This window comes from Ruegeria sp. O11 (genome assembly GCF_056535285.1).
Genome location: NZ_JBQERS010000003.1, coordinates 222,988 through 249,303 on the forward strand (window position 1 = coordinate 222,988; position 26,316 = coordinate 249,303).

Annotated in this window: 22 protein-coding genes; 12 read left to right on the forward strand and 10 right to left on the reverse strand. The window is 55.9% G+C overall.

The genetic code is table 11. From position 1 onward, the window contains the following. Position 1 precedes the first annotated feature (1 nt). Both glmS and ACRZ91_RS09410 read left to right on the forward strand, forming a co-directional pair. On the forward strand, positions 2-1,825 hold the full coding sequence (gene glmS, locus ACRZ91_RS09405; protein WP_480904575.1) for a glutamine--fructose-6-phosphate transaminase (isomerizing): 1,824 nt from the start codon (positions 2-4) through the stop codon (positions 1,823-1,825). Between the two features lie 6 nt (positions 1,826-1,831). Then, positions 1,832-2,515: a DNA alkylation repair protein gene (locus ACRZ91_RS09410; protein WP_480904578.1), complete on the forward strand. Its 684-nt coding sequence runs from the start codon at positions 1,832-1,834 to the stop codon at positions 2,513-2,515. On the opposite strand, the gene ACRZ91_RS09415 is transcribed toward ACRZ91_RS09410, so the two are convergent. After that, positions 2,503-2,919, reverse strand: coding sequence for a hypothetical protein (locus ACRZ91_RS09415; protein ID WP_480904581.1), 417 nt, complete (start codon positions 2,917-2,919; stop codon positions 2,503-2,505). The two genes, ACRZ91_RS09410 and ACRZ91_RS09415, sit on opposite strands and share 13 nt — an antisense overlap. Before the next feature lie 91 nt (positions 2,920-3,010). Here ACRZ91_RS09415 and moaA point away from each other — a divergent pair, with 91 nt between their 5' ends. Together moaA and ACRZ91_RS09425 are read left to right on the forward strand one after the other, a co-directional pair. Next, entirely contained in the window at positions 3,011-4,018 is a 1,008-nt protein-coding gene (gene moaA / locus ACRZ91_RS09420; RefSeq protein ID WP_480904584.1) for a GTP 3',8-cyclase MoaA, read from the forward strand. Between the two features lies 1 nt (position 4,019). Next, entirely contained in the window at positions 4,020-5,315 is a 1,296-nt protein-coding gene (locus tag ACRZ91_RS09425) for a 3-deoxy-D-manno-octulosonic acid transferase (protein WP_480904587.1), read from the forward strand. A 78-nt stretch (positions 5,316-5,393) separates the two neighbouring features. Here ACRZ91_RS09425 and ACRZ91_RS09430 read toward each other — a convergent pair whose 3' ends face one another. Genes ACRZ91_RS09430 through ACRZ91_RS09450 form a run of 5 tightly spaced genes read right to left on the reverse strand, consistent with a single transcriptional unit; the run spans position 5,394 to position 11,932 of the window. Continuing rightward, entirely contained in the window at positions 5,394-6,557 is a 1,164-nt protein-coding gene (locus tag ACRZ91_RS09430) for a M20 aminoacylase family protein (protein WP_480904590.1), read from the reverse strand. Between the two features lie 17 nt (positions 6,558-6,574). Further along, a complete protein-coding gene (locus tag ACRZ91_RS09435) occupies positions 6,575-7,738 on the reverse strand; it encodes a M20 aminoacylase family protein (RefSeq protein ID WP_480904593.1) in 1,164 nt (387 codons plus the stop codon). A gap of 14 nt (positions 7,739-7,752) precedes the next feature. After that, positions 7,753-8,919 (reverse strand): M20 aminoacylase family protein, encoded by a 1,167-nt coding sequence (locus tag ACRZ91_RS09440; RefSeq protein WP_480904596.1) that lies wholly within the window; start codon positions 8,917-8,919, stop codon positions 7,753-7,755. 20 nt (positions 8,920-8,939) lie between these two features. Continuing rightward, positions 8,940-10,106 (reverse strand): acetylornithine deacetylase, encoded by a 1,167-nt coding sequence (gene argE / locus ACRZ91_RS09445; protein WP_480904599.1) that lies wholly within the window; start codon positions 10,104-10,106, stop codon positions 8,940-8,942. 5 nt (positions 10,107-10,111) lie between these two features. Next, the gene (locus ACRZ91_RS09450; RefSeq protein WP_170476593.1) at positions 10,112-11,932 is read right to left on the reverse strand and encodes an ABC transporter ATP-binding protein; all 1,821 of its coding nucleotides are present in this window, start codon (positions 11,930-11,932) and stop codon (positions 10,112-10,114) included. Positions 11,933-12,217: 285 nt separating this feature from the next. On the opposite strand from ACRZ91_RS09450, the gene ACRZ91_RS09455 reads away from it, so the two are divergent. The 3 genes from ACRZ91_RS09455 to ACRZ91_RS09465 all read left to right on the forward strand — a co-directional run bounded on the left by ACRZ91_RS09455 (position 12,218) and on the right by ACRZ91_RS09465 (position 15,996). Then, on the forward strand, positions 12,218-13,924 hold the full coding sequence (locus tag ACRZ91_RS09455; RefSeq protein WP_010442802.1) for a peptide ABC transporter substrate-binding protein: 1,707 nt from the start codon (positions 12,218-12,220) through the stop codon (positions 13,922-13,924). A 91-nt stretch (positions 13,925-14,015) separates the two neighbouring features. Continuing rightward, a complete protein-coding gene (locus tag ACRZ91_RS09460; protein WP_010442803.1) occupies positions 14,016-15,023 on the forward strand; it encodes an ABC transporter permease in 1,008 nt (335 codons plus the stop codon). Beyond that, positions 15,016-15,996: an ABC transporter permease gene (locus tag ACRZ91_RS09465; protein WP_170775653.1), complete on the forward strand. Its 981-nt coding sequence runs from the start codon at positions 15,016-15,018 to the stop codon at positions 15,994-15,996. Before ACRZ91_RS09460 ends, ACRZ91_RS09465 begins: the two co-directional genes overlap by 8 nt. Before the next feature lie 6 nt (positions 15,997-16,002). Here the strand turns inward: ACRZ91_RS09465 and ACRZ91_RS09470 are convergent, their stop codons facing one another. The 3 genes from ACRZ91_RS09470 to ACRZ91_RS09480 form a co-directional block, all read right to left on the reverse strand. Beyond that, entirely contained in the window at positions 16,003-17,139 is a 1,137-nt protein-coding gene (locus tag ACRZ91_RS09470) for an MFS transporter (RefSeq protein ID WP_480904604.1), read from the reverse strand. 69 nt (positions 17,140-17,208) lie between these two features. Further along, positions 17,209-18,486, reverse strand: coding sequence for a DUF3422 family protein (locus ACRZ91_RS09475; RefSeq protein ID WP_480904607.1), 1,278 nt, complete (start codon positions 18,484-18,486; stop codon positions 17,209-17,211). 106 nt (positions 18,487-18,592) lie between these two features. Next, the gene (locus tag ACRZ91_RS09480; RefSeq protein ID WP_480904610.1) at positions 18,593-18,949 is read right to left on the reverse strand and encodes a VOC family protein; all 357 of its coding nucleotides are present in this window, start codon (positions 18,947-18,949) and stop codon (positions 18,593-18,595) included. A gap of 740 nt (positions 18,950-19,689) precedes the next feature. Here ACRZ91_RS09480 and ACRZ91_RS09485 point away from each other — a divergent pair. Continuing rightward, a complete protein-coding gene (locus tag ACRZ91_RS09485) occupies positions 19,690-20,979 on the forward strand; it encodes a hypothetical protein (protein WP_480904613.1) in 1,290 nt (429 codons plus the stop codon). A gap of 339 nt (positions 20,980-21,318) precedes the next feature. Here ACRZ91_RS09485 and ACRZ91_RS09490 read toward each other — a convergent pair whose 3' ends face one another. Further along, positions 21,319-22,311 carry an AraC family transcriptional regulator gene (locus ACRZ91_RS09490; protein ID WP_170700185.1) on the reverse strand — a complete coding sequence of 331 codons (993 nt, stop codon included), beginning with the start codon at positions 22,309-22,311 and terminating at the stop codon, positions 21,319-21,321. A 151-nt stretch (positions 22,312-22,462) separates the two neighbouring features. On the opposite strand from ACRZ91_RS09490, the gene ACRZ91_RS09495 reads away from it, so the two are divergent. The 4 genes from ACRZ91_RS09495 to ACRZ91_RS09510 all read left to right on the forward strand — a co-directional run bounded on the left by ACRZ91_RS09495 (position 22,463) and on the right by ACRZ91_RS09510 (position 26,306). Next, positions 22,463-23,836 (forward strand): metal-dependent hydrolase family protein, encoded by a 1,374-nt coding sequence (locus tag ACRZ91_RS09495; RefSeq protein ID WP_170568146.1) that lies wholly within the window; start codon positions 22,463-22,465, stop codon positions 23,834-23,836. 66 nt (positions 23,837-23,902) lie between these two features. Beyond that, positions 23,903-25,414: a metal-dependent hydrolase family protein gene (locus tag ACRZ91_RS09500; RefSeq protein ID WP_170666093.1), complete on the forward strand. Its 1,512-nt coding sequence runs from the start codon at positions 23,903-23,905 to the stop codon at positions 25,412-25,414. Positions 25,415-25,533: 119 nt separating this feature from the next. Beyond that, positions 25,534-25,935: a hypothetical protein gene (locus ACRZ91_RS09505; protein WP_480904617.1), complete on the forward strand. Its 402-nt coding sequence runs from the start codon at positions 25,534-25,536 to the stop codon at positions 25,933-25,935. 26 nt (positions 25,936-25,961) lie between these two features. Next, the gene (locus ACRZ91_RS09510) at positions 25,962-26,306 is read left to right on the forward strand and encodes a hypothetical protein (RefSeq protein WP_480904620.1); all 345 of its coding nucleotides are present in this window, start codon (positions 25,962-25,964) and stop codon (positions 26,304-26,306) included. The last annotated feature ends 10 nt before the right edge of the window (positions 26,307-26,316 follow it).

Genomic DNA, 26,316 nt, shown 5'->3' on the forward strand with positions numbered 1-26,316 from the left:
TATGTGTGGAATTGTTGGTGTTCTGGGCAGCCACGAAGCCGCCCCTATTCTGGTCGAAGCACTGAAGCGACTTGAGTATCGCGGCTATGACAGTGCTGGTATCGCTACAGTTAATGATGGCACGCTTGGGCGTCGTCGGGCTGTCGGCAAGTTGGTGAACCTGAGCGACCTTTTGGTGCATGAGCCATTGGCCGGGAAATCCGGCATCGGTCATACCCGGTGGGCGACCCATGGGGCGCCATCAGTGAACAACGCGCACCCACACAAGGCGGGACCTGTCGCTGTTGTGCACAATGGTATCGTTGAAAACTATCGCGAACTGCGCGCTGAGTTGGCCGAGCATGGTGTTGACTTCGTCACGGACACTGACACCGAAACGGTTGCCTTGATGACAGAACGGTACATGTCCGAAGGACAATCTCCGGTTGACGCCGCTTTCAAAACCATCGATCGGCTCAAAGGCGCATTCGCGCTGGCCTTTCTGTTCGACGGGCAGGAAGACCTGATTGTTGCCGCGCGCAAGGGCTCGCCGCTGGCGATAGGTCATGGCGATGGTGAGATGTTTGTCGGCTCGGACGCTATCGCATTGGCCCCGCTGACCGATCGCATCACCTATCTTGAAGAAGGCGATCGGGCGGTACTGACCCGCACTTCGCTGGAGATTCGAACCGAAACCGGTGAGCTTGCCAACCGCGAAGTCCGGCAAATTCAAATCGATCAGACCCGTGCCGACAAAGGCGGCCACAAGCACTATATGGCCAAGGAAATTGCCGAGCAGCCTGTTGTGGTGGCCGAAGCCATCCGCTCGTATCTTCCGACCGGAGGCGATCGGGTGGTGTTGCCCGGTGACGATCTGGATTTCACCAAGCTGGACCGTCTGACCATGGTGGCCTGCGGCACTGCATTCTATGCCTGCCTGACGGCGAAATACTGGTTCGAACAGCTGGCCAAGATGCCAGTTGAAGTCGATATCGCCAGCGAGTTCCGCTATCGCGAGCCTCCGATCTCGGACCGTACGCTTGCGCTGCTTGTCAGCCAGTCAGGCGAAACCGCCGACACGCTTGCTGCCCTGCGCTATTGCGAAGGCAAGGCATACAAGATCGTCTCGGTCGTCAACGTCGCCGAAAGCTCGATTGCGCGCGAAAGCGATGTGGCGTTACCAATCCATGCGGGTGTTGAGATCGGTGTTGCCTCGACCAAGGCGTTCACCTGTCAGCTTAGCGTGTTGCTGATGCTTGCCCTCAAAGCCGCTGCAGATCGAGGCACGCTGAACGACGAAGAGATCGCCGATCACGCGGCAGCGCTGCGCGGATTGCCGACGGTTCTGAATGCTGCGCTGGATCAGAATGACGCCATTCGTCAATCCGCCCAGCGCTTGTCCGAAGCACGCGATGTGCTGTTCCTGGGCCGTGGCCTCATGTACCCTCTGGCCATGGAAGGTGCGCTGAAGCTCAAGGAAATTAGCTACATCCACGCCGAAGGTTACGCTTCGGGCGAGTTGAAACACGGCCCCATCGCCCTGATCGACAAGCATATGCCGGTTGTTGTCATGGCACCGCGCGACGCAGTTTTCGACAAGACAGTTTCGAACATGCAGGAGGTGATGGCGCGTAAGGGCAAGGTTATCCTTGTCTCGGATGATGATGGTATCGCAGAGGCTGAAGATGGGGTTTGGAGTACGATCCGTATGCCACATGTGCACACCAGCCTTGCCCCGATCCTCTATTCGGTGCCCGCGCAACTGCTGGCCTACCACACGGCGGTGGCTAAAGGTACGGATGTGGATCAGCCGCGCAATTTGGCAAAATCCGTCACGGTCGAGTGACGGCACATGCAGGCCTATCTCGATCAGATCAAAGCCCATGCCGATCCTGAACGGGCAGAACAGGTGGCGGCCTATCACAAGGTTGACCGTCCGTATCTGGGTGTTCCGAATCCGGTGCTCAACGATCTGACCAAGGAGTGGCGGCGTAAACTCGAAATCACTGACCGCATCGCCGTCGCCGACAGTTTGTGGCAGACCAACATCCATGAAGCACGGGTCGCTGCGGCAAAGCTGTTGACCCAAGCCCGAATCCGCCCCGATGACGCGGTATGGGATCTGTTGCAAAGCTGGCTGCCAGAATTCGACGCCTGGGCAGTGGCCGACCATGCCAGCATGGCATTGCAAAAGCGCCTGAAAGCCGATCCGACGCGGCTGGATCAAGTCGAACAGTGGACCAAATCAAATCATATGTGGACTAAGCGTGCCGCGCTGGTCGCCACCTTGCCCTGGACCAAACAGAACCACCCCAAACCGAAAGAATTGGAGTGCCGCGACCGTATTCTTGGTTGGGCTGCAAGCTATGTCCCTGACCGGGAATGGTTTATCCAGAAAGCCATCGCATGGTGGCTGCGCGAATTGTCAAAGCACGATTCACAGCGCGTCGTCGCATTTCTTGAAACGCACGGCGCAAACATGAAACCTTTTGCCCGTAAAGAAGCGGGCAAATACCTGCGCGCTCAGTCGGAATAGACTTCCAGTTCTACCAGCTCATCAAACGGCACAAGCAATGCGCGCATTGCCTCTAGTGACAAACGGCTTCCACCGCCTTCAGGCCCCGGCGCGGGGATAAGCGCAACATAGGCCTGCGCGCCTGTACGCGGTACAACGATACGACCATTGATTTCGGTCTTAACCAGGGGCGTTTGCAGCCAACGTCCCGGCGTATTCGGATCGCCAAGTCCTGCGACCGTCGTTTTTGCACCCGCCCAACCGACCGTAGCGACGACAGTTTCGGGCACCTCCTCAACGGTCTCTGATGCGGCAGGCGCGGTCACAGGCGCGGTGGATGACCCACTAAACACTCGGTCCGTGGCGGACCGAACGGCATCGCAGCCAGCGACAAAAACACAAACCAAAACCAAAGCATATTTCATACTGAAAACCCTATTCTTCTAAGCTTGACTGTTCCACCCTAAAACGCAGTTCGCCCTTGCCGCGGCCGGGCCTCCGCTTTACCTATGAGCCATGACAGCTCCGCTAATCGACCCATTTGCTCGCGCCATCACCTATCTCCGCGTCTCCGTCACGGACCGCTGTGATTTTCGCTGCGTCTATTGCATGTCCGAGGATATGAAGTTCCTCCCCAAAAAGGACCTTCTGACGCTGGAAGAACTGGACCGCATGTGCACCACGTTCGTGAACCTGGGCGTCGAAAAGCTGCGCATCACTGGAGGAGAGCCTCTGGTGCGCCGGAACATCATGTCTTTCTTCAACAGCATGACACGGCATCTGGATAGCGGCGCCCTGAAAGAGCTGACACTGACAACCAATGGTTCACAGCTGCATCGTTTCGCCGAAGAACTTTATGCGGCGGGTGTGCGACGTGTGAATGTATCGCTGGATACTCTGGACGAGGACAAATTCGCTAAGGTCACCCGCTGGGGCCGCCTCAAACAGGTACTGAACGGCATCGACGCGGCGCAAAAGGCCGGGCTGCGTGTCAAGATCAACGCTGTTGCGCTTAAAGGTTTCAACGAACCGGAACTGCCCAAGATCACTGACTGGTGTGCCGAGCGCGACATGGACCTGACCTGGATCGAGGTCATGCCCATGGGCGATATCGGCAACGAGGACCGCCTAGATCAATATTGGTCGCTCAAAGACGTCCGCAAGGAATACGAAAACCACTATGCCGTCACCGATCTGGCTGAACGCACCGGCGGCCCGGCGCGCTATGTGAGACTAGAGGAAACGGGTCAGAAAATAGGGTTCATCACACCCCTTTCGCATAATTTCTGCGAAAGCTGCAATCGCGTGCGCCTGACCTGCACGGGCGAGCTGTATATGTGCCTGGGTCAAGAAGACATGGTGGATCTGCGCGGTCCTCTGCGCGACCATCCCGATACGGAGCAACCGCTTGAAAAGGCGATCCGGGCTGCTATCAAACTCAAGCCCAAGGGCCATGACTTCGATTACTCGAGGCAGTCTATCGATGGCCAAATGAGCCGTCATATGAGCCATACAGGCGGCTGAAATGCCCGAAAGCCCACAGCCTACTCTGCTGTACAAATTGTACTGCGGCCTGATGACGACCGCCGAACCGCTGGTCTGGCGTAAAGTCCGTGGAAAACTGCAGGCTGCAGGCGTCTCCAATACTCGCCAGCAGGAACGGCTGGGCCATGCCAGCCTGCCTCGCCCGCAAGGGCAACTGATCTGGTTCCACGCCGCCAGTGTAGGTGAAAGCCTTTCAGTCCTAAGCCTGATCAATCGATTGGGAAATCGCTTGCCGGAAGCCGAATTTCTGATCACTTCAGGTACCCCGACTTCCGCGGAACTGATCGGGAAACGCCTTCCTACGCGCACCCGCCATCAATACCCACCGCTGGACAGCGCGACTCCGGTGCGCCGGTTTCTGGACCATTGGCAGCCCAGTGCAGGCATCTTCGTCGAAAGCGAAATCTGGCCACGATTGATTGTTGAAGCCACCAACAATGGCGCGCCACTGGCATTGCTCAATGCCCGTCTGTCAGACAAATCAGCCACTGGATGGAAAAAACGCCCCAAAACCGCGCGCTTCATTCTGGATCAGTTCAAGCTGTTTCTAACTCAAAACAGCAAAACAGCCGACAACCTGATCGCCATGGGCGCTGATTCTGATCGCGTCCAACCCGGCACAAACCTCAAAGCCATGTCTGATCCGCTGCCCGTCCAGCAGGAAACACTAGACGCGATCAAATCACAGATCGCTGGACGCCCAATGTGGATTGCCAGTTCGACGCATTCAGGTGAGGAAGAAATCGTTCTGGCGGCTCATCGGTTGTTGTTGCAGCGTTGGCCTGATCTTCTGCTGCTACTGATCCCGCGCCACCCTGAGCGCAGGGATGAGGTCATTAAACTCGCAGGCGATGCCGGCCTGTCGACTGCTCAACGCAGCACGGATCAGCCGATCAGGTCAGACACTCAGGTTTATGTCGCAGATACATTAGGCGAAACCGGAACCTGGTACGCACTTTGCCCGATCGTCTTCCTGGGTGGCTCGCTGAAGGAGATCGGAGGCCACAACCCTTTCGAACCTGCGCAAGCTGGGGCCGCGGTAATCACAGGTCCGGGCTTCTTCAATTTTGCCGAAACATTTGCACCCTTGATCGAAACCGGCGGCGCGGTCTTGGTCAATTCTGCCAGTGACCTTTCAGATTCGGTCGCCCTATGGCTGTCGGAAAAGGATGTTCTTGCCGCAGCGCAAACCGCAGCCCAAGCTTGCGTCAACACGCAAAAATCCGCGTTGGACGAGGTGATCGACACGCTGTGCAACCGCCTTTCACTCCACTGACCTTGGGCACCGATCCCGCTTCTTCTGGCTAAAAAATATCCCGAGGAGCGCGAGGGGCTGGCCCCTCGCCTCTCATCTTCAAGCCGCAGGCATCCGTTGTTCAACAATCTCTGCCCACCAGCTGCATCCTGCAGGAATGGCTTCGTCGTTGAAATTGTACTCCGGGTGGTGAACCATCGCCGTGTCGCCATTGCCCACCAGGATATAAGCGCCCGGACGTTCTTCGAGCATAAACGCGAAATCCTCACCACCCATAACCAGAGGGGCCTCATCACAGCTTCCCGAGACCGACTTCGCCACCTCGGCAGCAAAATCCGTCTGTTCGTCGCTGTTCACCATGACCGGATACCCGCGAATATAGGTCACATCTACCGTTCCACCGAACGTTGCCGCGACACCATTGCAAATCTCATTGATCCGCTTTTCCGCCAAATCACGCATCTCTTTGCTCATGGTACGCACGGTACCTTTGATCTGCACCGTTTGCGGAATGACATTGAACGCCTTCGAAGACGTCTCGAACGACGTCACTGACACCACAACCTGATCGATCGGGTCCGCATTGCGCGAAGCAATCGTCTGCAACGCCAGAACCGCCTGAGCGGTCATGACGGTCGAGTCGATGGTCTCCTGTGGCTTCGCGGCATGGCCACCGCGGCCCTCAAAGGTAATGTCAAACTGATCAGTCGCAGCAAAGAACGAACCCGGACGGATGGCGAAACTGCCCACCGGACGGCCCGGCCAGTTGTGCATGCCGTAGACCTCTTGGATATTCCATCGCTCCATCATGCCGTCTTCGCACATCTCACGACCGCCGCCGCCACCTTCTTCGGCAGGTTGGAAAATCACAACGACTGTGCCGTCGAAATTGCGCGTCTCCGACAGATATTTCGCTGCACCAAGCAGCATTGCTGTATGACCATCATGACCACAGGCATGCATCGCGCCATCGGTCTTTGAGGCATAATCCAGCCCCGTCGCCTCAAGAATCGGCAGCGCATCCATATCAGCACGCAGGCCGATGACCTTTCCGTTGGAATCAGATTTGCCCTTAATCACACCAACTACACCGGTGCGCCCGATCCCAGTGACGACCTCGTCACAGCCAAACTCATTTAGCTTTTCCGCGACCAGGGCGCTGGTGCGGTGAGTTTCAAACAGAATCTCAGGGTTTTCATGAATATCACGTCGCCATTCGGTGATTTCAGCCTGCAATTCGGCAAAGCGATTCTTAACTGGCATGTCTTTTCTCTCCTAACTCAAGCCGCCGGCATCCGGCGCTCGACCATTTCGGCAAACCATGAGCATCCCATCGGGATGATCTCATCGTTGAAATTGTATTCGGGGTGGTGCAGCCCGGCGCTGTCGCCATTGCCCAACACGATAAAGGCGCCGGGGCGTTCTTCCAGCATGAACGAGAAATCCTCGCCCCCCATTACCATCGGTGCTTCACCACAGTTGCCGCCTACGGAAATAGCAGCCTCAGTGGCATAGCCCGTCTGTTCCTCGGCGTTGATCGTTACCGGAACACCGCGCGTGTAGGTCACTTTGACAGTGCCACCGAAGGTGTCGGCAATGCCCTGAGCGACCTCGGTCAGCCGCGTCTCGATAAGGTCGCGCATTTCGTTCGAATGCGTCCGCACCGTACCGCGCACCTGCGCCGATTGAGGGATCACATTGAACGCTTTGGATGAGGTCTCGACCGAGGTCACAGACAGAACCGCCTGTAAGATCGGGTCCGCGTTGCGCGATACTATGGTTTGCAGCGCCACAATCAGCTGCGACAACATCACTGTCGTATCAATGGTTTCATGGGGTTTAGCCGCGTGCCCCCCCCGGCCTTCCAGATGAATGTCGAACTCATCCGCAGCCGCCAGCAGTGGTCCGGACCGGATGGCGAACTGACCCGTCGGCACACCGGGTACATTGTGCATGGCATAGACTTCCTGAATGCTGAAACGGTCCATCAGACCGTCCTTGCACATTGCCTCGGCCCCGTTGCCGCCCTCTTCCGCCGGTTGGAAGATCACGATGGCTGTGCCATCGAAATTCCGCGTCTCCGATAGGTATTTCGCCGCCCCCAGAACCATCGCGGTATGGCCATCATGCCCGCAGGCATGCATGGCGCCATCAGTCTTCGACGCATAGTCGAGACCAGTCTGCTCTTGCATTGGCAGCGCGTCCATATCGGCTCGCAGCCCGATCACGCGGCCCTGCGTGTCGGTTTTACCTTTGATCACGCCAACAACACCGGTCCGGCCAATGCCGGTCACGACCTCATCGCAACCGAACTCTTTCAGCTTTTCGGCCACCAAGGCGCTGGTGCGGTGGGTGTCATAGAGGATCTCGGGATGTTGATGGATATCCCGCCGCCAACCGGTGATTTCTTCGTGCATTTCGGCAAGTCGGTTCTTGATTGGCATCTGATCCTCCCAAATCAGGCGACGGGCATTCGTCGTTCCACCAGTTCTGCAAACCAACTGCAGCCGGCGGGTATGGCGTCGTCGTCAAAATTGTATTCTGGGTGATGGCACATGGCCGTGTCCCCATTCCCGATAAAGATGTAGGCTCCGGGCCGTTCTTCAAGCATGTAAGCGAAATCTTCTGATGGCATGATCGGATCGGTACTGTCGTTGATCTTACCTGAGACCGCCTCTGCGGCTTCAGCAGCAAAAACCGTTTCAGCCTCGGAGTTCACGGTCACCGGATACCCTGGTGTCCATGTCATTTTCGCGGTTGCCCCAAAGGCCGAGGCCGTATCTTCAGCGATCCGTCGCACGCGCTCTTCCGCGATCTTGCGATATTCGGGATCAAGCGTACGAACCGTGCCTTGCAGACGTACCGTATGGGCGATCACATTCGAAGCAGCGCTGTCAGTTTCAAATGTTCCGACGGTCAGCACGACACGTTTGATCGGATCGACGGTACGCGACACAACCGATTGCAGTGCAACGACAATATGCGATGCAACCAGCGTCGTGTCCACCGCATCATGCGGGGCAGCAGCATGGCCGCCTTTGCCCGTCACAACGATTTCGAACTCGTCTGATGAGGCCAGCAATGCGCCTGGGCGGATGGCGAATTCCCCAACCGGCATCCCGGGCATATTGTGCATCCCATAGACTTCTTGGATGCCCCAACGATCCATCAGCCCGTCCTGGCACATCGCCAGACCACCTGCCCCGCCTTCCTCGGCAGGTTGAAAGATCAGAACCACGGTGCCATCGAAATTCCGCGTCTCAGCGAGATATTGCGCCGCCCCCAGCAGCATCGAAGTATGACCGTCATGCCCGCATGCATGCATCTTGCCCGAAACGGTCGAGGCATAGTCAAGCCCGGTCGCCTCTTCGATCGGCAGAGCATCCATATCGGCACGCAGTCCGATAACCCGACCCTTCGTATTTTCGCGCCCTTTGATCACCGCGACAACACCAGTTTTGCCGATGCCAGGCGTGATGTCATCGACTCCGATCTCGCGTAGACGATCAACGACAAAACCCGCCGTTTCTTCGACATCGTACAGCAACTCAGGGTGCATATGCAGATGGCGGCGCCACTTGGTGATTTCACCATGCATTTCGGCAAGCCGGTTCTTGACGGGCATCTTAGATCTCCCTTCAGGTGTTATTTGCAGAGACGCTGGACCAGACGCTCCATGAACTTGTGACCCGCATTGAACTGCGAAACTTCTATGAATTCATTAGGTTGATGCGCTTGGGCTATATCACCGGGGCCGCAAATTACCGCCGAGTACCCGGCCTCTTGGAATTGTCCCGCCTCTGTGCCGTAGCTGACGACATGAGTCGCGTTGTCGCCAGTCAGAGAGCGTACAAGTATCTCAGCCTCACCTTCGGTTTCAGGCACCAACGCAGGCACAGCGAAATGATCGGACACGTCTATGCGTGCTTCGGGATGAACGGCCTGAATCTGCACCTCAGCCTGCCGAACCTGATCAAGATATGCGTCGCGCCATTGTGCAGCTTGTTCGCCGGGCACAACCCGGAAATCCATCATGAACCGGCAATCCTTTGCGGTGATGTTATGCGCCGTGCCACCTTCGATCATGCCGACATGACATGTCGTCCATGGCGGGTCGAATACTGCGGCAATGTCTGATGGTTCCGCCGCCATATTTTCAGCGTTGCGCTGATTGGCCCAATCGATCAGCGGTGCGGCCGCCATGATCGCATTAACACCGGTATGCATGATCGAGCTGTGAACTTCGAACCCTACCACATGTGTGTCGTAGCCGAACCCGCCTTTGTGTCCGGTAACGGCCTGCATCGTTGACGGCTCACCCACGATCACTGCTGAGCCCTTGGGTAAGACCTTCTGCATAGCCTGAATCATCGGCGGCGCACCTGTGCATCCCACCTCTTCATCAAAGCTCAGCGCCAGTTGCAGGGGGCGTTTCACATCAGCGTAATGCGCCTCAACCAGAGCCCAAATTGCCAGTGCGTCAAAGCCCTTCATATCGCAGGTGCCACGCCCGTAATACTTTCCGTCTTTCTCGGTTACGACAAAAGGATCTGTATCCCAGGGTTGGCCATCGACCGGCACAACATCCGTGTGCCCCGACAGCACGATAGCACCCTCTTCCCAAGGGCCGACATGCGCGAAAATTGCCGCCTTGTGCGGCTGGTCCGGATCCGGCCAGCGATGGGCGTCGATTCCATGGCTTTGCAGATACCCCTCGACCCAATCCACCAGCGGAAGGTTTGTGTCGCGGCTGACCGTTGGGAACGAAATCAGCCGGGTCATGATTTCAAGCGGCGTCAGGCGTTCGGCCATGGGAATTAATATCCGCTGTCAGTCGTCAACACGAAGTGACCGGGCTCGACCTCATTGTACTCCGATGGCTCCGGCTCGTAACCGATTGGATGAATCGGGGACGGAATAGGCTTGAAGTTCAGATCTTTTTCAGACTTGCGCTTGTTCGGGTCCGCAATCGGAACGGCTTTCATCAAGGCTTGCGTATATGCATGCTGCGGGTTTTCGAATACGCGGGCACGCGGACCCAGTTCAACAATACGCCCCAGATACATCACTCCGACATGGTGGCTGACCCGCTCGACCACTGCCATATCGTGGCTGATGAACAGATAGCTAAGGCTAAGTTCGGATTGCAGCTCCATCATCAGATTCAGCACCTGTGCCTGAACCGAGACGTCCAGTGCCGATACAGCCTCATCCGCGATGATCAATTTGGGGTTCAGCGCCAGTGCGCGGGCGATCGCGATCCGTTGCCGCTGACCACCGGACATCTCATGCGGGAAGCGGCGCATGAAGCTGCGCGGCAGCTGCACCTTGTCGAACAGTTGCGCCACGCGATCCTGCAATTCAGATCCTGAGGCAACGCCATAGTTGCGCATTGGCTCGGCCACCTGATCGACCAACTGCATCTGCGGATTGAGCGAGGCGAACGGGTCCTGAAAGATCATCTGCATGTCCAGCCGCGCTTTGCGCAGCCCGGCCTGATCTAGCTTCATGATGTCGACCCCGTCCAGATCAACCTCACCCGCCATCGGTTCGACCAGCCGCAAGATCGAGCGCCCTGCCGACGACTTGCCGCAACCTGATTCACCCACAAGGCTGAGGGTCTGCCCCCGGTTCAGCGTGAACGAGACATCTTCGACCGCATGCACGTTCGAGATGGTCCGGCGCAGCAATCCACCTTTCACCGCGAAGCGCGTAGTCAGGTTCTTGACCGTCAGCAGCACCTCGTTGGTGCCCGGGATCGGCGCGATAGTCTGGCCTTCCTCACCCAGCAGCTTCATTGGCTCAGGTGCGGCTTTGCCTTGCATCTCACCCAGTTTCGGTACCGCCGCCAACAGTGCCTTAGTGTAGTCGTGCTGCGGGTTCTCGAAGATTTCTTTAACCGTGCCTTCCTCGACCTTGTTGCCGCGGAACATGACCACAACACGATCCGCCATTTGCGCGACCACCGCCATGTCATGCGTGATGAACATCACCGCTGTGCCGGTTTCGCGCTTGAGGCGATCCATCAACGCCAGAATCTCGGCTTGAATGGTCACGTCCAGTGCCGTTGTGGGCTCGTCCGCGATCAGTAGGCGCGGCTCACATGCCATGGCCATGGCGATTACCACGCGTTGGCGCATACCGCCGGACAGTTCATGCGGATATTGTTTCAGGCGCCGTTCGGGTTCGGGGATTCTCACCTGCCGCAGCAGCTCCAGCGCGCGGTCCTCAGCCTGCGCTTTGTTCATGTCCTTGTGGATTCGCAATCCTTCAGTCAATTGCCGTCCAACGGTGAACACCGGGTTCAAGGCCGTCATCGGCTCCTGAAAGATCATTCCGATCTCGTTTCCGCGAATCTGTTTCATCAGATCCTGATCGGCACCGGCCAAATTCATCTCTTCGCCATCTCGGCGGTCGAACAGCAATTGCCCACCTGCAATTTCGCCTCCGCCGAACTCGACCAGGCGCATCAACGACAAGGATGAGACAGACTTGCCCGACCCCGATTCGCCTACGATACAGACGGTTTCGCCCGGATTGACCTCGAACGAGACATCCTCGACCCCGACCACCGGGCCATCTTTTGTTTGGAATTCGACCCGTAGTTTTTTGATCTGGGCAATTGGCTGATCCAGCACGCGCGCTCTCCCCTTGGCGGCTTTTCGGATTGAGTGCCAAACGCTAAGGCCGAGGGATGTGAAAAGTCAAACCGATTGGTCAAAATTCGCACGGCAAGGCTTGCAATTTTCCAAAACTCTGTTTCGATACGCCGCGTAACCGTTTTGGGGAGAGGACGGAAAACTCGTGGGCGAAACTACCGTTTTCGTTTGATTCCATGTTCTTACCCCCTTTGACGGCAACGCCAAATCCGCGGGCATCGCGGAGATAATCGAGACACGTATGTGTCCAACATGGAGTGTATGATGAAAATCAAAACCCTTTTGCTTGGTGCGATTGCAAGCACGGCAATGGCCCCGATGGCCATGGCCGAGCGTGGATCGGACGGCAATGTCAGCATCATTTACTGGCAAGCACCGTCAATCCTGAACCCGTTTCTTTCGGGTGGCACCAAGGATGTGGAATCAGCTTCGTTGGTTATTGAGCCCCTGGCCCGGTACAATCAAGACGGTGAGATGGTTCCGTTTCTGGCATCCGAGATCCCAACGGTTGCAAATGGTGGCGTCAGCGAAGACCTGACCTCAATCACCTGGAAAATCGCGCCGGGAATCACATGGTCAGACGGCACACCGTTCACCTCAGCTGACGTTGTATTTACTGCAAACTATTGCATGGACCCAGAAGGCGGTTGTGCGCAGGTGACCAAATTTGAAGGCGTCACCAACGTTGAGGCTGTCGACGATCTGACTGTCAAAGTCACATTCGACGCGCCGACTCCGTTCCCCTATGGCCCGTTCGTGGGTGGCGAAAGCCCGATCATCCAGGCAGCCCAGTTCGCGGATTGCATGGGGGCCAAAGCACCCGAATGCACCGAGCAGAACTTTAATCCGATCGGCACCGGTCCATTTGTTGTCACCGAATTCAAGCCCAATGACGTGATCACCTTCAAGGCGAACGACAACTATCGCGACCCGGCGAAACCAGCCTTTGCAACCGTGACCTTCAAAGGCGGCGGCGACGCGACTGCAGCTGGCCGTGCGGTGATGGAAACCGGCGAGTTTGACTATGCCTGGAACCTGCAGCTGGCACCTGAAGTCATCGCGCAAATGCAGGAAGGCGGCAAAGGTACTCCGGTTGCAGGCTTTGGTCCGCTGGTTGAACGCATCATGCTGAACCAGACCAACCCATCGCCAGATCTGCCGGAAGGCGAGCGTTCAACTGCAACGCATCCGCATCCGTTCCTGCAGGATCCGGCCGTATATAAGGCGATGTCGCTGGCCATCGACCGGCCACTGCTGGTTGAAATCGGATACGGTCAGGCCGGTAAGGTCACCTGTAACTGGGTTCCCGCACCTGCGGCGGTGAATTCCGACACCTTCAGCTGCGACACGCAGGACATAGAAGGCGCGAAAAAGCTGCTGGATGATGCGGGCATCGTCGATTCCGATGGCGATGGCGTTCGTGAAAAAGACGGCGTGCCACTGAAAGTGGTCTATCAGACCTCGACCAACGCCGTCCGTCAGGACTTCCAGGCGCTGATCAAAGAGTGGTGGAGCCAGATCGGCATCGAAACCGAGCTGCGCAATATCAACGCATCTGTCTTCTTCGGCGGTGATCCGGGCTCGCCCGATACCTTCCAGAAGTTCTACGCAGACGTTGAGATGTATGCGAACACCTTCAATGGCACCGATCCGCAGTCCTATCTGGGCAACGGCCTGTGCGATAAGGCACCCAAGCCGGAAAGCCAGTGGCAGGGTGAAAACATCAGCCGTTTCTGCAACGCGGACTATGACAAGCTGCACGCACAGCTGGCCGAAACCGCTGGCGCGGATGAGCGCGCGCAGATCGCGCGTCAGTTGAATGACATCATGGTCGAAAACGGCGGTATGATCCCGCTGGTTCACCGCGGTCGTCTGTCGGCGCACGCAAACACTCTGGGTGGTGTTGTCCTGAATGTTTGGGACAGCGAGCTGTGGAACATTGCGGACTGGTACCGCAAGACAGGTTCCTAAGCTTTAGCCTTGCAAAACCGCGCCCCGAACTTCGGGGCGCGGTCATTTGCAGACCACTCCAACAAGAAGACGCATATAAAGGCGCCTCTTAATGCTTAACTTTACCATTCGACGACTGGTGCTGGCGGTTCCGACGCTTCTTTTCATCAGCCTCGTCATCTTCCTGCTCCTCGAACTCGCACCTGGCGACCCGATGGCGCAGGTCCCGCTCACCGTTCCCCCTGAGGTCAAAGAGAAGATGCGTGAGGCGCTTGGCCTCGGTCAGCCGATGCATATCCGGTTCTGGAAATGGATCGTGCAATTCTTCTGGATTGAACCGCAGGTGCTAATCGATGCGATGTTTGGCACGACCTTTTCCGAAGGTGATCTGCGTGTGATTTCGTGGCAGACTCGTTCACCCGTTATGGACATCGTCGTTCAGCGTATCCCGCAGACCCTGTGGGTTGTTGGCACCGCCTATGTGGTCGCCATTCTGATCGCCCTGCCCATCGGCATCTATTCCGCGTACCGCCAGTATTCCTGGTTCGACCAGATGGGCACATTCGTGTCGATGGTCGGTTTCTCGGTTCCGCCCTTCTTCTCGGGCGTGCTGGTGATCGTGATCTTCTCGGTTCAGCTCGGCTGGTTTCCGTCGATTTACGATACCACCCTGGTGGTGAACAGTTGGGACAGTTTCATGTTGCAGCTGAAACAGATGATCATGCCGGTCATGGTTTTGGCGTTGCAGATCACTGCGCAGTTGAGCCGCTTCATGCGCGCTTCGATGCTGGACAATCTCAATCAGGATTACGTCCGTACCGCGCGTGCCAAGGGCCTCAGCGAGTACACCGTGGTCATGGTCCATGTCCTGCGCAACTCAATGATCCCCGTGGTCACCGTGATTGCACTGGGTATCCCGGCCATCTTCGGCGGCGCCATCATCACCGAGCAGGTGTTCAAGGTGAACGGTATCGGCCAATTGCTGATCGGGGCCATCCAGGCCAATGATCTGCCGATGGTGCAGACGCTAACCTTCATCTTTGCGGTGCTGATCGTGCTGTTCAACCTGATCGCCGATGTGCTCTACGGCATTCTGGACCCGAGGATTCGCTATGACTGATCATGATCGTACCGATACGCTGGTCCCGGACGAAGGACTTGCGCCCGCCTCGACCGCTCTGCCAACCACTGACGTTATGGAAGAGCTGACTACGCCACCCCGCAGCCAGTGGCGCGATGTCTGGGACCAGTTCAAAACTCACAAAGGCGCGATGATTGGAGCGATTCTGTTCATCTTCATCGTCGCTGGGGTTTATCTGGGCCCATTTCTTTGGAGCATTGATCCGACGCAAATCGACATTCGCGCGCGGAACCAAGGCCCCAGTTGGGCACATCCCTTCGGGACCGACCAATTGGGCCGCGATATTCTGGCGCGGATGATGTCGGGCGGGCAGACCTCGGTTTCAGTGGGCATCACCGCGATGCTGCTGGCGCTGTTCCTTGGATCGTTGATTGGGGTTGTTGCCGGATTCTTCAAACGCCTTGATGGGCCGCTGATGCGCCTGACCGATTTGTTCCTGGCCCTGCCTCTGTTGCCCTTGTTGTTGGTGATGATGCTGCTGTTCCGCGAGCCTTTGTCCGCTGCATTCGGACTGGAACGCGGGATCTTCATCCTGATCGTCTGTGCCATCGGTATAACCTCATGGATGCCCACCGCCCGGATCGTGCGCGGCGATGTGTTGGCAATCAAGGAGCGTGAGTTCGTTCTGGCTGCCCGGTCCATCGGCACCAGCAACACGCAGATCATTACACGGCATATCCTGCCGAACGTGTTGTCTCCTATCATGGTGTCTGCAACCTTGGGTATCGCGACCGCGATCATCACAGAAAGCGCTCTATCCTTCCTCGGCCTCGGCTTCCCGCCGGACTTCCCGACATGGGGTCGCCTGCTTTTCGACGGCGTCGACTATTTGCAGCAATACCCCGAGCGCGTGTTCTGGCCCGGACTTGCAATCTCGCTGACCGTGTTGAGCGTGAACTATCTAGGCGACGGACTACGCGACGCGCTCGATCCGCGTATTCGCGGACGCTAAGCAATCTCAGTCGGCGCGCTTCAGCGCGCCGGCTAGCACAATGATCAGGACGGCCAGCGGCAACAGAACCGCAAACGCCAATCTCAAGGTCATCAATTCCGCCAAGAACCCGATCAGGGGCGGCCCGATCAACAACCCTCCGTACCCCAAAGTCGCGACACTAGCGATCGCCTGACCCGGTGGGACAAGCGGATCATTTGCGGCACGACTAAACGCCAAAGGCATGATCACAGCATAGCCAAGCCCCATCAGGGCAAACCCTGCCAGAGCGAGCCCTGCCTCACTGGCTGTTACCACGGTATACACACCCAGTGCAGCGCAGATGCCGCCAAAACGTGCCGTCGCCACGGGTCCAAATCGGGAAATTACAAAACCGCCTGCCAATCTAAACAGCACCATTGTTACCGAGAAAACAGCATAGCCTAGCGCTGCAATGCTCTCAGCGGCGCCTGTCACGTCACGCAGGAAGATCGCACTCCAATCTGCCACCGCGCCCTCACCCAAAGCTCCACAGAGTGCCGTAAATCCAACCAGCACCAAAGCACCGGAAGGCAATGCAAAAACCGATCCTTTCTTGGCATCCGACCGGCGAGACTTCCATTGCACCCAGGACAAAGCCAATGCCAGCCCCACAACGATGCTGCCTGCCAGCAGGAAATGCTGAACCACGCTCAGCCCCATTTGAACCGCAGTATAGCCGCTGAGAGCCCCTAGCCCTGCGCCGAGGCTCCACATTGCATGGAACGATGACATGACTGGTTTGTCATAAGCCTGCTCAACTTCGGCGGCCCAAGCGTTCATGGCTACGTCCATCGAACCGTGAAATGCACCAAATACGAACAGGAACGCGGCCAGCGCCCAGAACCCATTCGCAAACGCCAGCATGATCAGCGAGGCAGTATAAAGAACCGCGATGATCCGCGTGATCGCCACAGCCCCGAACCGATCCGTCAGTTTCCCGGTGATAGGAAAAGAACAAACCGCTCCTGCTGCCATAAACAGTAGGCCATACCCTAGTGCCTCGTGACTTAGTTCCAGCCGGTCGCGTACCGCTGGAATGCGCGAGGCCCAAATGCCAAACAAAGCACCATTTAGGATGAACATGGCGGCGACTGCGCGCCATGCGGCCAATATACCAATCACGGATTACCCTCGAGAATTTTGCCAAATTATGACGGTTCTACAGGTCCTCCGGCATTTGGCAAATACCGTCTATTCCAACCGCTTGCGAATTTGACGTATGGCAAGCCAAACTCCCAGTACGACCGGGACTGTCACCACTGCTGTCAGCATCCCCTTGCTGATCCCGATCTTCGTCAGTGGATACAGAAAGTAGCTAACAAGCGAAACCGCATAATAGCTGATTGCCACCACTGAAAGCCCTTCGACGGTGTGCTGCAACCGCAACGCCAGATCGGCGCGTCGGTCCATGCTTTCCAGCAAGGCCTGGTTCTGCGCGCTACGCTCAACATCCACCCGGGTCCGCAACAGCTCACCCGCCCGAATGGCGCGGTCGGATAAGGCTTGCAGGCGACGTTCGGTGGCTTTCACAGTTCGGATCGCAGGGTCATACCTGCGCATCATGAAGTCAGCAAAGTTCTGACGACCCTGAAACCGTTCCTCGCGCAGAACCGTTATCCTCTGGTTGACGATCGCCTCATAGGCTCCGGTCGCCCCAAAACGGAACGAACTGCGCGCGGAAATAGTTTCCAACTCGGTCGAGGTTGACAGCAATTGCAACAACAGATCGTCGGGGGCTGCGGATTCATCGGTCATCTGGACCATCAGATCAGACAGTTTCTTATCAAGTTCACCGATGCGCGGCATCAGGTCTTTGACGCGGGCGAAGCCAAGCATGGACATCGCTTTATAGGTTTCGATTTCGCAAAGACGCTGGAGAATTCGACCTGTTCTGCGTTGACCGGCAAATTTCGAAACAAACAGCGCAAACCGCATGTGACCGGCCGGGTCGATACGAAAATCGCTGGCGCAAATCGCCGAGTCATCCAGAACGCTAGCCACAGCCAGGCTTTCAGGCTCGAACCAGTCCGACAGTGCTTGCGTGACCAGGGCATCCTCTGACCGCTCGACCACACGCATCATGATCGAGGTGATCCGCCGCCCCGGGCTAGCCATCAGCCAATCGGGCGGGAACACTTCGAAATCCGCGGGATTAAAAGCCCGATCACTGACATTCTGCGCAATGGCCGTGTATGTCACAAACTCGGTATGCTGTTCCCATTTCAGCCAATGGCGCCCGATTTGACCAGCATAATGCGTCGCGCCTGGCTGCGGGTGCTGCGCACCATGGCGATTCAGCAAGTCGATCAGATGCGCCATATCCAGATTGCGATCCCGGGCCGCTGCGGCATCCGTTTTCTTGATCGCCAGAAATACCGCGGTGCAGGGTGCTGAAGCCACCGGAAAGGGTCGCGCATGCAGTTCATTAGCCAGCGCATAGCGCAGCGGATGGTCATCTATCGGAGTCATGGATCATTCCCCAAGGCTTCCGGCACTATACGCAGCTCACGGAATACATCAATTATCTTTTTATTTCATATAGTTACGAGGATACAATGGTATACAACCCGCTATGTCATTGATTTGGCTGCCAGAGCTCGATGGGGTTCCCCTCGGGATCGTGAATACGTGCAAATTTGCCAACCTCGCTATCCCAATCAGGATGCGTTTCAACTGTAATTCCGGCAGTCTCTAGCTGTGCAATCATGGCATCCAAATCATCGACACGAAAATTGATCATCCATTGCTGATCAGCCCTGCCGAAATAGTCAGTATCCTGCGCAAACGGCGCAAACACGGTATAGCCTTCACGCTGTTTCCAGGGGATGGGGTTGTAGTGATTAACTCCCAGATGCTCCTCATACCACGCCCTCAGAGCCTCCGGATCTTTAGCGCGAAAAAACACGCCCCCTATGCCATTCACTTTCTGCATCTGAATCCTCCCAACAATCGCCCAACGTCACCGTGATACCATATCCGCTTGCTTCATCTGGCCCCAAATACTCCAGGGGGTCCAAGGGGGCAAAGCCCCCTTAATCAAAAAAGAAAAGGGCGCCCCAAGGCAAGCCACTATAGGTAAATGTTGACGAGCTATCGACCAGCAGCTAACCTGCTGGTCGTTTTCGTTTAGAAATAAGAGCTTGTGACATGCCGGACCCCAAGAAAGCTTCGCAAAAATCTGCGAACAAAATGAGAACTCGGCTTCCTCGCCTGCCTGGCGGCTTCTCAGTCAATTTTTGCCGCAATCCACTTTGTGACCTTTACGGCGTATTACCTGACCCACGAGATGGGCGCGGCCGACCAGCTAACCCTGGTTCGAACTTGGCGCGGGGCAAGGTCTCCGGGTCTGGAGGTGAGCGCACCTATATTTGCCCAAGTTGCGGACGGTCTAGCATCCTCAAATCCAACAAGGCATTGGCGGAAGAATACGCAAGGCTCTCCCGCCTGAATAGAAGAACAAAACGTGAAAGTTGTCCGAGTGTTGCATGTATCAATCATGGAGCGACCGTTGGGCTCATGCCGAGCCGGTATCGAAAGTTTGGTAAGACGGCCAAAGGAGATCCAAGATATCAGTGCAAAGCGTGTAAGAAGACCTTTTCGATTGGTCGCTCGACGAGGCGACATAAGCGTAGTGACCTAAATGGTAAAGTCTTTAGATCGCTGGTTAATGGCGTGACGCTTTCAGCTATCTCACGAGTACTCGATACATCACTTCCGGAAGTCTATTCGAAGATCGACTTCATCCACGAGCAATGCCAAGCCTTTGCGGCAGATCGGGAGAAGCGACTGCCCGAAGTATTTGAAGGGGATAGTCCTCACTTCGCCACGGACACACAAATCCTTCAGGTGAACTGGCCCGACAGAGGTATTCGTAAACTTGTAGAAGTGCGCCACATGTGCACCGTCCACAGCGACAGCAAGTATGTCATTGCGTCTACAACAGATGTTGATCCTGACGTTCACCCGCTTGCCGTCGAAAAGGCGATGGATATTGTCGGAGACAAAGAAAAGCCTCGTTCTATGCAGGAGAACGCTCGAATTTGGTTTGCCAGTGAGTACATCGAGTACATTTGCAAGCGACACAAGGCGACCAACCCAAAATCAAGTAGGTGGCACCGTAACAAAAAGCCAAGAGAACTTGATGACGATATCAGGCTCCTTGAGATGGCCGCTAGGGTTCGACAAGACGCGGCCGAGTTTGCACATATCATGCTGCTCAAGAAGAAGATCGGTCGGAAGTATCGACTGCTGAACTTTTCAGTTGACCGCGATACGGGTGTCTCTTCAGCCTTTTTGGCTGTGTTCAAAAATGAAGTGCAGAAGAGATTGGTGCGGATTGCAGACGTCACCATGGCAAAGAATGAAAGCCATCCGCGACGCCTGGGGTTTGTGGCTGATGGTAACAAGGAATTAGAGCGCGTGGAGTATTTGATGCGTCAGGCAGGGTACTTGCCTGGAGACGGTGATCAGGCTGTCTCCAGGCCACAGGACGGCGCCATGGAGTACCTTTTGGAAGCCTCCTTTGGCAATGTGGCGCTCTCCGACATCAGGGCGCTCCTAATGGATCATACCGGTCAGTCTGAATCGGCCGGCATTCACTATCCGTTCCACTTCATCAACGAGCCGCATAAGCGGGTGATTTTCCGCACTGACCCAACACGATTAGATTTTGCCCAGATGGCACAGTTCGCAGTTCGGGCGGGAACGCATCCGGTGGACATGTATCACGCTCGGGCACGGACCAAGGTCATGGGATTTGAGCGTGGTTTGTCAACCTCGGGCCGCAAAAGCCTGTGGTACTACAAGCAGTACTACAATCCGGTCATGGTCATGAAGCTGGTGGATATCCTGAGGTTTGCCCATAACTACACCGACCTCATGGTAAAAGAACACAAGAGCCCAGCTATGAAACTCGGTATTGCAAAGGGCTTTGTGTATGATCGGGATCTCTTCAGTTTCTGAACTCGGCAAGCAAAAAAACGCCGTTCGTTTTTGCGTTACGCTAAGGCTGCTCTGCGGACAAAGCCACCATTTGATCAATGACCGCTTTCCAGAAGTGCGCTTCGTTCGCGGGCTTAGCGTATTTGTTGGATCGTTTGAAAGCTGCGGGGGCCGTATCAGCCCATATCCGAAACGCCCGTGAGAAGCCTGTTGAGTCGGTATGGCCGAGTCTTTACGCTTTTCGCGGCGTTGAAGTCCCACGGAAAAACGCCGGATATCCGAAGCGAGCCAACGCCTGCAGTAAGTTGGGACTTGCGTCGTCGCTTATGAATCTTGGAGCGGTAATCTTTAGCTTAACGATCAGTCAGAGTTGCATATCTGATTGCGTTTCTTGAATTCATTCGGAGTCATCCCGGTCCATCGCTTGAAACTCCTGTGAAAACTGGGTTGGTCCAGAAGCCCAACACTTTCACCAATTTCTTTTATCGAAAGTTGGCTGTTTACAAGCAATGTCTTCGCTCGCTTCGCCCGACATTTTTCCAGTTCTGCTTTGAAGCTTGTACCATTGGCTCTGAAGGTGCGTTTCAAACGGTCGGGGCTTTGCGAATACAACTCGGCAAACCAGTTTAGGGTGGCAGGTTGCTTGTCGAGATGCAGTTCAAGCAAATCGCGGGTTTGCTGAAGAAAGTCGTCGGCGCCTGTGACGTTCTCCGGGAGATTCTGGCTTTGCCCACCCCCGGACCGAAGCAGCAACCAGTTCGCTGGAAACTCGATGCGAGCGCCCAAGCGATTGGTCTGGCGTACCGAAATCTCCTTTTTCTGCCAATCAGGTATGCAATCAGGTTTGCAAACCCAGAAATGTAGCTTTTTGGAATCCCAGTCGGGACCGCAGACGGATCGAACTAGTCGAACCATAAATCCCAGATAATAGCCGTCGACTTGGCCAGGTGGAGAAGATGGCTTGAATGTGCGTTTTGCATCTAACCTGGCGACATGACCGTCGGTCTCGAGATTGTAGGTCGCCATGGACGAAATCCTGCCCACGTCCACAACTAGCGATATCAAAAGGTCACCGAGCGACGCGCTTTGAGTTTCAAGGATCGACAGGTTGGGCAATGTCTTGAGAGCCGCATTCGCACCGACGTCAAACCCCAAATGCGGGTTACTCAATGCCTTCGCGAAATTGTCGATCAGATCGTACCAATGCTGCCCTGCCATGAACGCTTCGCCGCGCTGCACGTCCTTCAGACTGAGGCCGGATGGCTCAAGAAATTTGTCAACTTCAAGGCCATGGCTGAGGGCAAGGGACACAAAAGGTTGCGCCATCGAGCATTCAACAGTTGGGAGTTTCATTTGTCGACCCGAACACTCAGAGTTTAATTTTTTCATTCGCATTTTCGAGCATTTTTTTATGCATTTCAACCACAATGCTAATGACAGTCTGAGCGCCACACGCAAAGATACAATCGTGCAGAGCAGTGCATTGCCACGAAGGAACTCCAAAATGTTCAAAAGTTTAACGGTCGCCACTTTTCTTTCAGCGGTCGCAACATATTCATTTGCTCAAGAGGAAAGCTTTCCGATCCTCTTCACCAACGTGCATGTCTTTGACGGCGTGAACGAAGAGCGGATCGAAAATGCCAATGTTCTGGTGGTTGACAACCTGATTGCCGAAGTTTCGACCGAGCCTCTGGCTGTAGCGAATGTCCAGATCATCGACGGCGGTGGGCGCACGTTGATGCCGGGTATGCATGACCAGCACGTGCATCTTACAGTATTCAATCCGCTCAGCGACGGGTTACGCCAGAATATCACGCCCTTTCATCTTGGCGGCGTCGCCACGATCCGGTCCCAGCGCATTCTCATGAACGGGTTCACAACCGTGCGCGACCTTGGAGGACCGGCCAAATCCATCGCCCGCATAATTGACACCGGAATGTTTCCGGGCCCACGTATCTATTCCTCGGAAGCGTTTATCACCCAGACATCCGGCCATGCTGATTTCCGCAAACTAAACGACCGGCATCCCACATTGTCGGGTCAGGGGCCGTCGCATTGGGTCGAAACGGACATGAGCTTTATCGCCGACGGACCTGAGCAAATCCGAATGGCTGTGCGTGAAAACCTGCGTCGCGGGGCAACCCAGATCAAGATCATGGTCAGCGGCGGGGTTACGTCAGAGTTCGATCCGCTGCACTCACTTCAGTATCAGGCTGACGAGATTCAGATGGCGGTCAAAACGGCCGCGCAGTGGGGCACCTATGTCACCTGCCATGTGTTCACCGAACAGGCGATCCGCAACTGCATCGACAATGGTGCCAAGACGATTGAACACATCCCGTTCCTAACCAAGGAGGCTGCCGAGATCATGGTCGAAAAGCAGATCATGTTCGCGACGGCGGTGGCCCCGGTCTACTCGGTGACCACCGAACAAGCGGAAGCCTTTTACACGCCAGCGTCCTTCGTGAAATGGAAAAGTGTGCGGGATGCTGCGGCCAATATGATCGAAGTGATCCAGACGACGCCGGGCATGATTGATCTCTACACACTGGGCACAGACCTTGTGAACAACTGGGATCAGACGCTTGAGCAGGACAAGAAGATGAACGACGAAATCGGATATCTGCACGAAGCGGGTTTCAGCGCATATGACATTCTGCGCATCGCAACGTCGAACGGCGCCCGCATGAACCAACTGACCGGCTTGAACAACCCGTATCAAGACGGCCCCCTCGGCGTGGTCGAGGAAGGTGCCTATGCCGATCTTCTGCTGGTCGATGGCAACCCGCTGGAGGACATCCTGCTGCTGGCCGAGCCGGACGCCAATCTGAAAATCATCATGAAAAACGGCGTGATTTACAAGAATACACTCGATTGAGTGTCGCGCGGGGTGAATTAACCTCGGCACCCCGCGCACCCCGATAGCGGAAGGGAAAGGAAGCCTATGAAATACCTCGGCAAATCTACAATGATGGCGAGCGCACTGGCTCTCACAACAAGCGCGGCTTTTGCACAAGAGGCCACAGGTGACATCCCCCCTGTTACACTCTTCAAGAATGTGATGGTTTTTGATGGAGTGAATGACGGACTCAAGGACGTCGACGTGCTCGTGGTAGGCAACAAGATTCACAAGATTGACGCTGACATTCCTGAGGGCGGGAAGTGGGAAGTCGATGTGCGCACCGGGGGATCCAAGCGGTTGCCTGATCCAGTCGGCGGCATCGACGGCTACTCCTTCACCGTTCAAACGGAACGCGGCATCGAGACCAAAGAAGTGGATGTGACCGTCATTGACGGAGACGGTCGTACGCTCATGCCTGGACTTATCGACAGCCATGTGCATGTGAACATGTACAAGAACGGGACTATCCCGGTGCTTCAGGACACCACATGGGAAGAGATTGGCGCACGTGCTGCCGCATTCGCGCAGGAAATGTTGGCGATGGGCTTTACAACGGTTCGCGATATGTGCGGCGCTCATGGTGGGCTGAGAGCGGTTATTGATGAAGGATCACTTCCCGGCCCAAGAATTTATTCCTCCGGCGCATGCCTTAGCCAAACGGGCGGACACGGCGACTGGGGTATCGCTGGTCAGCGCAAGAACGAGAGCAATCTTGAGCGACTGGAGATCACCAGATTGGTGGACGGGCCCGCCGAGGTGCTTCAGGGTGCGAGGAGGAATTTTGCTTTAGGGGCAAACTATCTCAAGATCATGGTCAGCGGTGGCGTGACATCGATCAAGGACCCGATATATCAGTCTGCTTTCACAAACGAAGAGATTTCTGCTGCAGTAGAGGTTGCAGGCGATATGGACTCATACGTCGCTATGCACGTATTTATGGACAGCGACCTGTCCCGTGCGCTCGATCTTGGTGTCAAAGTGGTAGACCACGGCCTGACCATTACCGAACCGACGATGCAGAAGCTGGTCGAAAAAGAGGCGTTCTTTTCGCCCAACCTGACTGCGCTTGCGCCCGAAGCTCTGGAACACCCGATGCATCAGGACCCGACTTTCCCGCCGACGGCGAAGTTTCTGTGGTTGCGGGAAAACAGCAAGCAGCTGATGGATCTTGTAAAAAAATACAAGCCGAAGATGGTGTTCGATTCCGATTACGTGCTTCTCACGGGTGTCCCTTATCGCCAGTCAATGGATTTTACGAAGGCGTTTGTCGCGCGTGAGTTTGGCAACCTCTGGGCATTGCAGATGATGACCTCAAATGGTGGCGAACTGGCGGCGCTGACCGGGCGAGGAAACCCTTACCCTGAAGGCAAGCTTGGTGTGATCGAAGAAGGCGCCTACGCCGACATTCTGATCGTAGACGGGAACCCACTTGAAGACATCTCGGCCATCGGCGCGGTGGACACATGGTTTGATGCGCCGCCACGCGGGCAGGATGTCCCAAGCATTCGAATGATCATGAAAGACGGCGTGATCTACAAGAACACGCTGGAGTGATAAGCAGAGGTTTTTTGTACTCTGCCTATGCCTGCGCCGGATCGCGCCTTTTTTGGCGCGAGCATCCAAACAGTAGCCTGTTTCGTCTCGCCGCAGGCTCAGCATTGAAAGGACGCACAATGAAACATCTTATGCTGGGCGCTCTTCTGGCGGGATACGCCACATTGGTCAATGCAGAAGACAGCCAAAACATGCGCACATTTCTCTTCATCGGCACGTCCAACAGTGCCGCGTGGGAAATGCAGATCGCAAATCCAGGTGATCGCGCAGCTAGCGTCAAAGGTGGAATTGAGGCGCTTGGCGGGGAGCTTCTCAGTTACTACTGGGGCCTCGGAAACGGGAAAAACTACATCACCGTTTCGCTACCTGACGATCCCACGTTCATTCAGGCGTTTTACGTCAGCCGTCTTGGGGATGGGCTGCTCGATGACTACCAGATGATCGAACTGATGAGCAGCGCGGACATGGCCGAAGCGTTGTCCCGCGCACCTGAGATCAAAGCGCAGGATGATCTGAAGTAACGGGTCGTGAAAAAGGAGATGAAAGCATGAAAAAGGTTACCAAACTTGCTCTTGCAGCGGTGGTTTTGAGCGGTCCGGTTTTTGCACAAGCACCGCCAAGCGAAGAGGAAATCGCCGCGCGTATCGAGAAACTTGTGGAAATGGCTGATCCCCGCGGGGATGAGGCGAGGCAGGGCGATTTGGCATATCGGGAGCGGTATGTCGACGCCCTAATGATCGATGCGCTTGCGGTCGGCTCGCCCGGGTTCGAGAGTATCGACTTCCTGCTCAAGGATTGGGAGAGCCTTGCCAATCATTACGAGGAGTATGGATACGCTGCGTTCAGCACAACGATATCCAACGGCTCCGAAGGTGCTCTCGCCGTTCTCTAACGGATTGATG